We start from the raw sequence: 11001 nt of genomic DNA on the forward strand, positions 1-11001 counted from the left end.
GCCCGCAGGAAAGGGAAAGCACGACATGACAGCCAAGGCCGCGGACAAGCTCAAATCCGACGGCTGGAAGATCGTCGAAACCTCCGGCTTCCTGCACCTGATCGGCCCGCTATGGCAGCGCGTCGTCGACGGCGCGCACGAATACGCGCTTGCCACCGAGGACAAGCACCACAACCGCCGCGGCCTGGTGCAGGGCGGCGTCATCATGACCTTCGCCGACCGCACCTGCGGCATGACCGCCCGCTTCGTCTCCGGCAAGCCGACGCTGGCGACCGTGCAGCTCGATACGCACTTTGTCGAAGCCGGCAAGATCGGCGAGGTTTTGGTGTCGAAGCCGCACGTGGTGCGCTCGACACGGAGCCTTATTTTCATCACGACCGAAGTGACGGTCGACAAACGCTGTATCGCGATGGCGAGCGGCGTGTTCAAGATATTGAAGAGCGAGGGTTGAAGTACCGCCTTCTCCGCGTCATTGCGAGGAGCGAAGCGACGAAGCAATCCATGCCTTAGCTTGCGGCGCTATGGATTGCTTCGCTGACGCTCGCAATGACGGATGACAACCGCTATCTTGCCTGGACCTGCTTAAGGACCCCACCCCATGCAATACCGCCAACTCGGCCGCAGCGGCCTGAAGATTTCACCGATCTGCTTGGGCACCATGATGTTCGGCGGCCCCACCGACGAGGCGACGTCGTCGCGCATCATTGCGAAAGCGCGCGAGGCCGGCGTCAACTTCATCGACACCGCGGATGCCTATAATGGCGGCCAGTCCGAGCAGGTGGTCGGCCGCGCCATTTCAAACAATCGCACGAACTGGATTCTGGCGACAAAGCTCGCCAACCAGATCGGCGACGATCCTAACCGCGGCGGGCTGTCGCGCCGCTGGGTGATGCAGGCCGCGGACGAGAGCTTGCAACGGCTCGGCACCGATTTCATCGACATCTATTATTTGCACAAGGAAGACCACGCGACGCCGCTGGAGGAGACGGTGCGCGCGATGGGCGATTTGATGCGCCAGGGCAAGATCCGCTATTTCGGCGTCTCCAACTACCGCGCCTGGCGCGTCGCCGAGATCTGCAACATCTGCGACAACAACGGCATCGATCGCCCGATCGTCAGCCAGCCCTATTACAACGCCATGAACCGCATGCCCGAAGTCGAGCACTTCCCGGCGTGCGGCTATTACGGCGTCGGCATCGTGCCCTATAGCCCCCTGGCGCGCGGGGTGCTGACCGGCAAGTACAGGCCGGATGCGGCGCCCGACCAGGACACGCGTGCGGGGCGCGCCGACAAGCGCATGATGCAGACCGAATGGCGTCCGGAATCGCTGCAGCTCGCCCAGCAAATCAAGCAGCACGCCGAAGCCCGCGGCATCACCGCAGGGCAATTCGCGGTTTCATGGGTGCTGAATTCGTCGTTCGTAAGCGGGGTGATCGCCGGCCCCCGGACCGAACAGCAATGGGATGATTATATCCAAGCGCTGGACTATCGCTTCACGGCGGAGGACGAGGCGCTGATCGACCGGCTGGTGGCGAGTGGCCATCCCTCGACGCCGGGGTTCAATGACCCAGCTTACCCGATCGAGGGCCGGCGGGCGCGATCGGACGGCCAAGCTCGATGAGCTGAAACGACGGTTCCGCTGCTGCCACGACTTGTCGTTGCAGCACGGCTGGAACGCTCAGTAACGGGATAGTAACCTCGCCCGTAGAAACTTCCCTGTTCAGGTGGAGGTCCATGTGGTGGACGAGCACAGAACAGCACCACGGCGTCGGCTCTTGAAGGCGGGCAGGATTTCGTTCGGCGGCGGCGCCGCCATCGATTGCACGGTGCGCAACCTCTCCGAAACCGGCGCCGCGCTCGAGGTGATCTCCCCCGTCGGCATTCCTGAACGCTTCACGCTGGTGATCGAAGCCGACCACATCCATGTGCCGTGCCGCGTCGTCTGGCGAAAAGAGACGCGGATCGGGGTTCGTTTCGAAACCTGACCGGCGCACTCCAGCAACCGTCGCGCGCGGCACGCGACCGCGCACGACAAATCGTCTGAAACCCACGCCGAGTTCCCGGACTCGAAGAGTCAGTGCCTGGATTCGAGGCTGACGATCACGCCTGTGGGCTCGGGCTCGTGTGGCGACAATTTCGTCAGCGTCTCATCGCTCCAATAAGCAAGGTTTACGATCATGCCGATTGTGGTGTCCCGCTCGGAAGCCTCTGTCGGTTCCAAGACGTTGAGTCCGCCGCTGTCGAGGAAGAATGTATGATCCCCAAACATGCTGGCTAGCTGCGGGACCACCGGATGATCGTCGGGAAGCGCCTGGGCTTCGAATTGCGTCAGAGCGCGTTCCACCTGTGCCGAGTTCAATTTCATGCACGATCTCCTTACTTGGCTTCTGGTTGGTGAGCACCGCGTGACGGCCTTGACCGCGCGCGGCTCTTCTGCGGAGGGAATGACGTTCAAGCGTGTCGAATCCTGATCGCTCGTCCCCACCAGCGCCGCGCGCCGGCTCGCAGCTTCGCTTTCAATTCCGCAAGCAAGCCGAATTGAAGTCGGGACAGTGGTGCCTCTTGGCGCCGCTTCAAGCGGGCAACAAAATTAAATTAGCAATGTTCCGCACAACGGCATCTTTAAAGCCCATTGTTCCGCCGATCGGCGACATGACGAGGCCACAATCGGCTATTTCCCGTCGGGAATGGGATGCCGCCTAGCCAGTTCGTCGAGCGGCAGATGGGCTTCCTCATCGCTCAGTGCAAAACGCACGATGACATCCTGACGCCCGACTTGCCCCCAAAGGCCATCCGACGACCATTTCTGCGGCGCAGGCCCTCGCAGGCCTTCCACCCAGACGAAGTACCATTCCGTCATCGCAGCACCTCTTGGGTCTTCGATCAGGTCCGGAACCAGATGCGCTGTGGCCTCGTTGCAATGATATCGCAGGCATCGAGCGTGAAACAGGCCGCTCGGCTCGTGCCGGCTACTTCCGAAGACGATGCAACGCTGCTGCCGGAAGCCTCATACGCATCCTGAGAGAAGGATTTCGCTATGGAGATCAGGAATTTCAAGGATATGTACCTTGCTGAACTGCAGGAACTGGTGAGCGTCGAGGACCAACTTGCGGAAGCACTGCTGCGTATGGCGGCGGCAGCATCCCACCCGGCGCTGAAAGACGCGTTGGTGGATCACCACGCGGAGACGGTCACGCAGAAGGCTCGCCTTGTAGCCATCCTTCGCCAGCATGGCGCTGATCCGGGAGCGCATGTCGACCAGGCGATGGAGGCGCTCATCCGCGAGACCCGCAAGATGCTCGGCATGCTGGAGGGCGACGATCTTCGCGATGCCGGCCTGATCGCATCCGCCCAGAAGCTCGAGCACTATGAAATCGCCGCCTACGGCTCGGCTGCTGCGCTGGCCGGGCAGTTGGAATTGCGCAACGACCAGGCGACGCTGCATAGCAGCCTGATGGAAGAGAAAGAGATCGATGCGCTGCTCACCGATATCGCCAAGGGTGAGGTCAATCCGGATGCGCTGGCGGCGTGACTAAGCCGCTGCTGGCCTCGCAAACGCTCAAGCCGCGCCAGCATGGCCGGATATTCAGATGTAGGTGGGCGGGACGTTCGGTCCAGCTGACTCACGTCCGATCTTCACTCTCGCGACGCTGCCTGAAATGGGGACTCGCAGCCTCGTCATGGCCGCTGCGGCTGCTGAAGAACATCAGCGCCATCAGGCCGCATCCGATCAGCAGCGAGAAGAACGTGCCAAGGCCAAGCGCGATCCAGCCGTGCGTGCTCATCGGAACGTCGCTGCTTGCGTTCCAGACGTAAGCGGCCCACGCGCCGGTAAGGACAAGCAGAGCACCAAGTACGATGAGCACGACGATTTGCCCCGAGCCGATCTTGGCTCTGTCCGAAGATCGTTGCATGCGCCAACTCCATCTTCCGCTAGAAGTTTCCCTCTGCGACTTGCGCGCATGGAACACCCTTGGCGCGCCACATCTTCACGACCTGATCGCGGTCGTCGAAGGCCATGATCGGCCGATAACCGTCGGCCTGAAGCCGGTCCAGCAACTCCGCCTTGACGATGTAGTCCGGGCGGCGGTCGCGGCGGTTTCGCATGTACAAAGGACCACGCAGACCGGTTTCGCGTTCTAGCCAGTCTTCGGTTTCTTCGCGCACCTCATCCGAGCGGCCCGACACAAAGACCACCGGCTTGGCTTTGGAAAGATGCCGGGCCAGGTCGCAGATGTGCTCAATGGCTTTGTCATCGGCGCTGGCTGCGAAAAACGCGCGCCAGTTCTTTTGCTTTCGTTCGATGTGGTGCAGCCGGTGGGACACATCGGCAAGTGTCCCGTCGATGTCGAAGACGTAGCAGTCTTTCGGTGCGGTTTTCATCATAGTTATAACGAATTCTGCCAGACGGCAGTTCCTGGGAACGGTGGCAATCACCCCGCGTTTCCCCTGATCGGAGCAAGGAGGTGGCGATGAAACAAAGCGACGATCGCGCCCGCAACAAGGGCGAAAGCGCCAGCCCGAACACGAAAGGTAATGCGCCGCAGCATCAAGGCGGCGACGCGAGCCGGAAGGCTCAGCAATGGGGCGGCGGAAACAAGGCTGCGAAAGGTCCGATCACCAAGGAAGATCGGCAGAACGAGAATTCCAGCGCCAAGAGCTAACGTAAAGAGCTGACGCCAAGCGCTGACACACCAAGAGCTGACTTATGGCCAAAACGAAGGCAACCGCAGAGCCGGGCAAGCGGATTGGGAAACACGGCGGCAATCGAGGTGGACACCACGCGAGAGGTGCCGAGAAGCTAGTTCGCGCCGGTCGTCAAGGCGCGGGCAAGGATCCTCGCCGGGGCGGCAAAGGCCGTCGTTAGTTTCAGCAAATAGCGCACGTGGGGACAACACGGTCGCGCGAGGCCGCGGCCGATGGCGGCTCCCACGTCGTTTCCGTTGTGGTGGGTGACTGTCAGGATTCAACTGTCAAACAGCGAAAGGGTATGCGTCCGCATTCTCGCGGCGTCAGCGCCCGAGCTACCGACTGGCTTGTTGAGCCCGCGATTTGTCGGCTGGCTGCTCCTGACCTTTTTCGTCTCGCACAATGCCTTGCTGTGCGGAGTTGCGGTTCTCCGATTTCGGCATGCCGGCCTGGCCGCCGTGCTTGCCTCCCATGTCCTGCTGGCCTTCCAGATCGTTTTCTTTCGGCATTTGCAGCCTCCGTTACGAGCCGACCAAACGGGCGAAGCCTGATTTCGTTCCTGCCCCCAAAAAGGGCTCCAAGACACTTGCGCATATGCAGCAATTTGAACCGAGCCAACGCTTATGAAGATCGATGATCGCAATTGCGGAAACCGACTGCGGGCAAGCTCCTTCGGGCTTCAGAAGGAACAGAAGGGACACGACAATGTTGCCCGTCATGGCTGAGACGCTGTCACAACTTGTCGCAGACTCCTTTGAGATCGCCTGGGACTACCTTGAGGCAACCGGCGAGCTGGGCAACCCGGATATTGCGGCCAATCATCTGCTCGATACGATTGAAGCGATGATCAGGTGTGGAGAGCGGCGACGCTTGCTGCTCTCGAACAATGCCATCACCGCCTACCAGCGTTTCAGGGCCGAGCAACCGTTATCCCTGGCCTCGTAGAGGAACAGCCCCTTCCCGAGCGCGTTTTCTCTTCGGAGGTGTGCAATGGACAATCTCACGAAGAGAGACCAACCCGACCGCAGCAAGATCAACATGCATGAGGACTATGAGGTCAAGCACTGGACCAAGGCGCTCGGCGTGACGAAGGAAGAACTGCAGAAGGCCGTCGACAAGGTCGGAAATTCAGCCGCCGCCGTTCGCAAGGAGCTTGGCCTGTTGGGTGCGTCTCATTCGTGATCGACCCGAAATGCCCTCTGTGCTTCGGTTTGGGATGGGCCTGCGAGAAACATCCAAAGCGTGTATAGGGGGAGAGATGTGCTGTCAGTGCGGTTCGGGTATGCCTGGCGAATATCAGCGGGCCAACGGGCTTGAACGGCAGGATATCTCGACGGTGAGGCTGGCCCGGCATCAGGGAACTTTGGTTCACCTGATGCGTTGATTTGCATGCATCCTTTTGAACAACGAGAGAAGCCCGCTACCTCGGCCGAAGAGCGCGCCGCGAAGGCGGAGAAGCGCCGCCTGGAAGCCGAGCAGGCGATCCGCGAACGCAAAGCGGCCGACGACGCTTTCCGCGCCAACTTCGAGCGATTGAAAGCCGAACGCCTCGCCCGCGAGGCAACCAATTCATAGCGCATTGCTGCGCTTCCCAGTGGTATCAATGAGGGGATGTATCCCTCATTGAGGTGAAGGCCCACGGTGCTTCGCGCCGGGGGCCTTTTGCTTTCTGCAACGTAGCAGGCAGTCCGCATGAGCAAAGCAACATGCGGGATCGGCACTAACAAGACCCCAATATCGCTTCGCTCATCCGGGCTACGCTTGCTTCAAGCAGTCACGAGGAAATCCGCGGCATTAAACTCGGTCACAAGGCGACCCAGGAACACCACCTGATTGCCCTCGCCGAGATCAAGGGTGGCGCCCGAAGGTGCCGCGCTTAGATTGTCCAGCGGATCGAACTCGGCTCCAAAGCCTTCCAACACCACGAGGTCCTGCGTCACGTCGAAGTCGGTGATGAGATCATTGCCTGGTTCAGACTCGCGAAAGACAAACTGATCAGCCCCACCGAAACCGGCGAGGTTATCGTCGCCGGCGCCGCCTTCGATCGTATCATCAGCATTGCTGCCGATGATGGTGTCATTGCCGTCGTCTCCGAACAGGCGGTCGGGCGCGTGCTCTGCCAACTCCTGGTTCGCGACCGCCCGGATGAGGTCGTCACCCTCACCGCCAAAGATCGTGTCGGCGGCAACGTCGCCGCCTCGCAGCGTGTCATTCCCGGCATCCCCAAATACGATATCGCCCGTAGGGTCGTTCCAGGCGATGAAGTCATCGCCGTCGCCGCCGAAGACTGTATCGCTTCCGGCCATGCCGCCAACGGTGTCGTTGCCGCCATCCCCGAAAACCAGGTCATTGCCGGCCCCTGTATTGATGTCGTCGTCGCCCTCGCCGCCCTCGATAATGTCGTCGCCATCGCCGCCTTCAAGTCTGTCGTTCCCGGCAAGGCCACGGATGATGTCATTGCCGCCGAGCCCGGGAAGGAAATCGTCGCCCGGCGTTCCGACGACAACGTTGTCGTTGTCATCTGCGATTGCGATCAACTGACCCCGGATCTCGCCCCCTGGAAATTGCTCCGTATGGACGTTGAAATAGATCGGGATCTCCGATCCCACCGGAGCTGAGCCGAACTCGTCGGCGAAGTTGGTGATTGGAACGCTGGCGGGGTCCGTCGTCTCCCACCGACCGCTTACCGTCCAGGAGCCATCCGCATTCAGCGCGATGTTGAGATCATCTTGGTCCTGCGCCGGGTCGATCTGTCCGAAGACAACAGGCCCGTTTGCTCCTCGCACTTCATTGTGAAAATGCGTGGAGGTGACGTCATCTGAGGTCGACGGCGTCTGGGCCGCACCACCCGTAATCGGCCCGTAATCGACGCCTTCGATCTGAAAGGTATAGCTCGCGGCAATTTCCGTGCTGTCAAAGATGACAGTGCCGAGACCGCTTGCCGTCGAGTTGTTCGGCGGGACTTCCTGAGCGCCTTCGAGAACCACGCGGAACGCTGTGGACATGAGAGCCTCCTGCTCTTTGCTCAGCAGGTCGGGCGGCCAGCGACGCCGGCCTGCACATGTGGCAGATGTTGCACCCGGCTCGCGCCGGCATGGATCAGGCGCCGCGTCGCTCCGCTATCGCGGAATCGGCGCGTTGTCCTTCTCGCGGTATTTCGGCCGAGAACAAGGGATCGCTGGATCGCGCCAACCAAGGTCCGCCGCTGTAGATCGTCGACCGGGCGTTATTGTGATCTTTTGGTGCGATCGACACATTGTGATGCAATGTACGGTTGCTGACGCTAAACTCGTGTTCGGTTCCATGTGCGCATCTGATCGCGCATATCCCTGGAACCATCAGTTCCATGCGGTCTGCATCTTTGTCCCGCAATCACAATGTCGGTTTCGAAAGCGAGGCATGCGATCCAAATCGCGCGGGCGCGGGTAACTTGTAATCGATAGCTCAGCAAGTAGCCCGCATGAACAAGAACTATATTCGAGATCGGCATACCAAAACACATCGGACCGCAAGCGTCGTCGCAGTCTTGCTGGTGGCCTTTCCTGCCGTTGCGAGCGGGCAGGTGAACTGCGCAGCGATACCTCATGGACCGGCACGCACCGATTGCTACCTCGGCCTAAGTCAGTTCTGTCGTAGGCAATCGGATCTTGCCGCGGCCAGGGCGCTCGCGCAATCAGACGCCGCGTGGTATCGGGCAATTACCGGGACAGACCCTCCGAAATACAAACCACATCGGCGGCGATACAAGCTCAGCGAGTAGCCCGCATGAGCCAACGGATCGCGAACGCGCGCTCCGCGACGAGCGCAATTGCGCTCGCGCAGTGATGATAGGCTCCGCGATATCAGGGGATCGGCACCAACCAAAAGCCGGATGCCGCCTCGCTCATGGAGCTATGCTTGCTGTTCGCTGTTCTTCGCCGAACCGAGCAGTTACAAAGCGATACGCGTAAATCATCGGTCGCGCTGCCCAGACGGCGGGGCGACCGCCCAACAACAAGAAAAGGGTGGAATGTCATGCATGGTAAGATCGTCGCACTGGTTGCATCAGCATTCGGAATAGTAGCTTGCGGGCCAGTTTGGGCGGCATGGCCAGACGACAAGCCAATCGAAGTTGTCATCGGTTTTGCTCCCGGTGGCGGGACCGATGTCATGGCGCGCAAGCTGTTGCCGTTCGTCGAGCAGAGATTGGGCGGCAAGGCCAAATTTGTTGTGCTGAACAAGCCTGGCGCCGGCGGCGAGATCGCGTTTGCCTCGATTGCCCGCGCCGCGCCAGATGCTTACGCGATGGGCGTGGTCAACGTGCCCGGCTATAATTTCATCCCGATGACGCGAAAGACCCAGTACAGCATGGATGAAATCCGCCTTGTCGCGCGCGTGGTCGACGATCCCAGTGTGATCGTGGCGCCTGCGGCAAGCAAGCTTGCAGGTCTTGCGGACGTTCTGGCTGCGCTGCGCAGCAAGCCGGGTTCGATAACGTTCGGTCACAATGGTGCTGGCACGAACGGGCATCTGGCGATCCGCATGCTGGCGAAGGCCGCCAAGGTTGAACCCAACGAAATTTCCTATAGGGGAACGGCCGCGCAAAGGACTGATCTTCTGGGCGGCCATCTGGATGTTGGAATGGTCAGCCTCAGCGAAGTCCCCGAGCTGCACGGCTCCAACAAGGGACAACTCCGCGCCATTGCGATCCTGTCGAAGCAACGTTCTCTGTCCCTCCCCGATGTCCCGACGGCAGAGGAAGCAGGCCTCCCCGTCACGATGACCGCGGAACGCGGCTTCGCCGTACCAAAGGCCGTTTCGGACGAGGTCGTCAAAAAGCTTGAAACTGCCATTGCGGACGGCTTGCGCGATCCGGAATACATCAAGAGCTCGCCCGGCGACGCCCCCGTTCTCGCGTTCATGCCCGGCGCAGAATGGCAAAAGCGTCTCGACGACATGACGCAAGCGCTGCGACCATTCGCGGAAGAGATGCGGGCGAGTGAGCAGAAGTGAGAGCGCGCCGCGGTGACGGTGCACTTAATCCAGTGATCCCGCGGTCAATCAAATACGTCTCGATTTGGCGTATGTATGAGGTGCACTGTCACCGTAATCCCAACGATATGCGGGGACGGGACTAACCAAAACCCCGGATGTCGCTTCGCTGATCCGAGCTGCGCTTGCTGTATCTGCTTCGCGCCATTTTGAGGCCTTGGCCGTCGGAAAGGTTTCAGGTCGTTCGCCGGTGACGGCCGCGCGTAGAAGGCTCGGACCGCGAAAATACCGTGGCGAAAGAAAACGAGGCAACTTGTCGAGAGCGGCGCCAGTCGTTCGTCCTCTGAATGCAAAGCGCAAGAACCGGAACCTAGTCATGAGAATCATGCACATCACTTTCGACAGCGTCATGCAATCACCCGGAGCTTTCCAATGACCCCCACCATCACGGCCTTTGAACGGTCGCCCGACCGCGGCAAGGGACAGGCACGTGACATGCGTGTTCGTTGGGCGCTCGAAGAAGTAGGCCAACCGTACGACGTTCGTCTTGTTTCGTTCAGCGAGATGAAGGAACCCGCGCATCGTGCGCTTCATCCATTCGGGCAGATTCCGACCTATGAAGAAGGCAATCTCGCCCTGTTCGAGTCGGGAGCGATCGTGTTCCATATCGCGGAGCGCCATAGCGGCCTGCTGCCGGACGATGCGAATGCCCGGGCGCGCGCGATCACATGGATGTTTGCCGCGCTTAACACGGTGGAGCCGCCGATTGTTGATCGCGAAATTGCCACGCTCGTGGAGCGCGACAAGACCTGGTACGAGCAGCGCCTGCCTATCCTCGAGGATCGCGTCCGTGGCCGGCTGGACGAACTTTCCAGTCGGCTTGGCGACGCCGACTGGCTCGATGGCGCGTTCAGCGCCGGTGACCTACTGATGGTAACGGTGCTGCGCAGGTTGAACGGATCGGGCATACTGGACGCATATCCGAACCTCTCCGCCTATGTCGCCCGCGGCGAAGCACGGCCGGCCTTTAAGCGTGCTTTCGAGGCTCAATTGGCGGTTTTCACCGCCGCATCGACCGGCTGATGAGGGCCGCCCTGCGTCGCTTGAGCCCATCGGAGCGAATGCCCGGTTTTAGGTGGTAAACGCTCGCGGGGAATGTCCGCAATTGGTTAGCAAGCAGCTCGCATCAGCAAAGCGATATCGGGGATGGGAACTCACCAAAACCCCGGATGTCGCTTCGCTCATCCGGGCTTCTGTAACGGGCCTTAGTTAGTCAATCCCTTTTTGCGCTGTCCACCTGCCGGGCACTTGCTTCTGTACGGGATCGGCACTGAGGCCGTC

Annotated in this window: 15 protein-coding genes and 1 pseudogene; 10 read left to right on the top strand and 6 right to left on the bottom strand. The window is 60.5% G+C overall.

Annotated elements, in window-relative coordinates; all coding sequences use genetic code 11:
* Nucleotides 1-25: 25 nt before the first annotated feature.
* From IVA95_RS09810 to IVA95_RS09820, 3 genes are all read left to right on the top strand, one after another.
* A complete protein-coding gene (locus IVA95_RS09810; RefSeq protein WP_247510296.1) occupies nucleotides 26-451 on the top strand; it encodes a PaaI family thioesterase in 426 nt (141 codons plus the stop codon).
* A gap of 147 nt (nucleotides 452-598) precedes the next feature.
* Nucleotides 599-1621, top strand: coding sequence for an aldo/keto reductase (locus IVA95_RS09815; RefSeq protein ID WP_247510297.1), 1023 nt, complete (start codon nucleotides 599-601; stop codon nucleotides 1619-1621).
* Nucleotides 1622-1739: 118 nt separating this feature from the next.
* Complete coding sequence (locus IVA95_RS09820) at nucleotides 1740-1985, top strand: PilZ domain-containing protein (RefSeq protein WP_213246469.1); 246 nt, start codon at nucleotides 1740-1742, stop codon at nucleotides 1983-1985.
* Nucleotides 1986-2074: 89 nt separating this feature from the next.
* On the opposite strand, the gene IVA95_RS09825 is transcribed toward IVA95_RS09820, so the two are convergent.
* Nucleotides 2075-2365, bottom strand: coding sequence for a hypothetical protein (locus IVA95_RS09825; RefSeq protein WP_213246467.1), 291 nt, complete (start codon nucleotides 2363-2365; stop codon nucleotides 2075-2077).
* A gap of 306 nt (nucleotides 2366-2671) precedes the next feature.
* The gene (locus IVA95_RS09830) at nucleotides 2672-2860 is read right to left on the bottom strand and encodes a hypothetical protein (RefSeq protein WP_028348083.1); all 189 of its coding nucleotides are present in this window, start codon (nucleotides 2858-2860) and stop codon (nucleotides 2672-2674) included.
* Nucleotides 2861-3037: 177 nt separating this feature from the next.
* Between IVA95_RS09830 and IVA95_RS09835 the strand changes: the two genes are divergently transcribed.
* On the top strand, nucleotides 3038-3532 hold the full coding sequence (locus IVA95_RS09835) for a DUF892 family protein (RefSeq protein ID WP_247510298.1): 495 nt from the start codon (nucleotides 3038-3040) through the stop codon (nucleotides 3530-3532).
* A 91-nt stretch (nucleotides 3533-3623) separates the two neighbouring features.
* On the opposite strand, the gene IVA95_RS09840 is transcribed toward IVA95_RS09835, so the two are convergent.
* Nucleotides 3624-3914 (bottom strand): hypothetical protein, encoded by a 291-nt coding sequence (locus tag IVA95_RS09840; protein ID WP_247510299.1) that lies wholly within the window; start codon nucleotides 3912-3914, stop codon nucleotides 3624-3626.
* A 19-nt stretch (nucleotides 3915-3933) separates the two neighbouring features.
* Nucleotides 3934-4476, bottom strand: a pseudogene (locus tag IVA95_RS09845) (HAD family acid phosphatase); the annotation flags it as partial.
* Here IVA95_RS09845 and IVA95_RS09850 point away from each other — a divergent pair.
* Nucleotides 4473-4664: a hypothetical protein gene (locus IVA95_RS09850; RefSeq protein WP_247510300.1), complete on the top strand. Its 192-nt coding sequence runs from the start codon at nucleotides 4473-4475 to the stop codon at nucleotides 4662-4664. The pseudogene IVA95_RS09845 and the gene IVA95_RS09850 sit on opposite strands and share 4 nt — an antisense overlap.
* 360 nt (nucleotides 4665-5024) lie before the next feature.
* Here IVA95_RS09850 and IVA95_RS09855 read toward each other — a convergent pair whose 3' ends face one another.
* The gene (locus tag IVA95_RS09855) at nucleotides 5025-5198 is read right to left on the bottom strand and encodes a hypothetical protein (RefSeq protein ID WP_247510301.1); all 174 of its coding nucleotides are present in this window, start codon (nucleotides 5196-5198) and stop codon (nucleotides 5025-5027) included.
* A gap of 196 nt (nucleotides 5199-5394) precedes the next feature.
* Here IVA95_RS09855 and IVA95_RS09860 point away from each other — a divergent pair, with 196 nt between their 5' ends.
* From IVA95_RS09860 to IVA95_RS09870, 3 genes are all read left to right on the top strand, one after another.
* A complete protein-coding gene (locus IVA95_RS09860) occupies nucleotides 5395-5634 on the top strand; it encodes a hypothetical protein (protein WP_247510302.1) in 240 nt (79 codons plus the stop codon).
* Between the two features lie 45 nt (nucleotides 5635-5679).
* Nucleotides 5680-5871, top strand: coding sequence for a DUF3606 domain-containing protein (locus tag IVA95_RS09865; RefSeq protein ID WP_213246461.1), 192 nt, complete (start codon nucleotides 5680-5682; stop codon nucleotides 5869-5871).
* A 207-nt stretch (nucleotides 5872-6078) separates the two neighbouring features.
* Complete coding sequence (locus IVA95_RS09870) at nucleotides 6079-6264, top strand: hypothetical protein (protein ID WP_213247046.1); 186 nt, start codon at nucleotides 6079-6081, stop codon at nucleotides 6262-6264.
* A gap of 191 nt (nucleotides 6265-6455) precedes the next feature.
* On the opposite strand, the gene IVA95_RS09875 is transcribed toward IVA95_RS09870, so the two are convergent.
* Complete coding sequence (locus tag IVA95_RS09875) at nucleotides 6456-7694, bottom strand: CHRD domain-containing protein (RefSeq protein ID WP_247510303.1); 1239 nt, start codon at nucleotides 7692-7694, stop codon at nucleotides 6456-6458.
* A 1144-nt stretch (nucleotides 7695-8838) separates the two neighbouring features.
* Between IVA95_RS09875 and IVA95_RS09880 the strand changes: the two genes are divergently transcribed.
* Complete coding sequence (locus tag IVA95_RS09880) at nucleotides 8839-9681, top strand: tripartite tricarboxylate transporter substrate binding protein (protein ID WP_247510304.1); 843 nt, start codon at nucleotides 8839-8841, stop codon at nucleotides 9679-9681.
* Between the two features lie 411 nt (nucleotides 9682-10092).
* Nucleotides 10093-10743 (top strand): glutathione S-transferase family protein, encoded by a 651-nt coding sequence (locus tag IVA95_RS09885; RefSeq protein ID WP_247510305.1) that lies wholly within the window; start codon nucleotides 10093-10095, stop codon nucleotides 10741-10743.
* Nucleotides 10744-11001 lie beyond the last annotated feature (258 nt).

This window comes from Bradyrhizobium sp. 157, assembly GCF_023073815.1.
Lineage (GTDB): Bacteria > Pseudomonadota > Alphaproteobacteria > Rhizobiales > Xanthobacteraceae > Bradyrhizobium.

Bases quoted from the DNA above. Each gene is read 5' to 3' on its own strand.
- IVA95_RS09810 (WP_247510296.1), top strand. From the start codon at position 26: ATGACAGCCAAGGCCGCGGACAAGCTCAAATCCGACGGCTGGAAGATC.
- IVA95_RS09815 (WP_247510297.1), top strand. From the start codon at position 599: ATGCAATACCGCCAACTCGGCCGCAGCGGCCTGAAGATTTCACCGATC.
- IVA95_RS09825 (WP_213246467.1), bottom strand. From the start codon at position 2,365: ATGAAATTGAACTCGGCACAGGTGGAACGCGCTCTGACGCAATTCGAA.
- IVA95_RS09830 (WP_028348083.1), bottom strand. From the start codon at position 2,860: ATGACGGAATGGTACTTCGTCTGGGTGGAAGGCCTGCGAGGGCCTGCG.
- IVA95_RS09835 (WP_247510298.1), top strand. From the start codon at position 3,038: ATGGAGATCAGGAATTTCAAGGATATGTACCTTGCTGAACTGCAGGAA.
- IVA95_RS09840 (WP_247510299.1), bottom strand. From the start codon at position 3,914: ATGCAACGATCTTCGGACAGAGCCAAGATCGGCTCGGGGCAAATCGTC.
- IVA95_RS09850 (WP_247510300.1), top strand. From the start codon at position 4,473: ATGAAACAAAGCGACGATCGCGCCCGCAACAAGGGCGAAAGCGCCAGC.
- IVA95_RS09855 (WP_247510301.1), bottom strand. From the start codon at position 5,198: ATGCCGAAAGAAAACGATCTGGAAGGCCAGCAGGACATGGGAGGCAAG.
- IVA95_RS09860 (WP_247510302.1), top strand. From the start codon at position 5,395: ATGTTGCCCGTCATGGCTGAGACGCTGTCACAACTTGTCGCAGACTCC.
- IVA95_RS09865 (WP_213246461.1), top strand. From the start codon at position 5,680: ATGGACAATCTCACGAAGAGAGACCAACCCGACCGCAGCAAGATCAAC.
- IVA95_RS09870 (WP_213247046.1), top strand. From the start codon at position 6,079: ATGCATCCTTTTGAACAACGAGAGAAGCCCGCTACCTCGGCCGAAGAG.
- IVA95_RS09875 (WP_247510303.1), bottom strand. From the start codon at position 7,694: ATGTCCACAGCGTTCCGCGTGGTTCTCGAAGGCGCTCAGGAAGTCCCG.
- IVA95_RS09880 (WP_247510304.1), top strand. From the start codon at position 8,839: ATGGCGCGCAAGCTGTTGCCGTTCGTCGAGCAGAGATTGGGCGGCAAG.
- IVA95_RS09885 (WP_247510305.1), top strand. From the start codon at position 10,093: ATGACCCCCACCATCACGGCCTTTGAACGGTCGCCCGACCGCGGCAAG.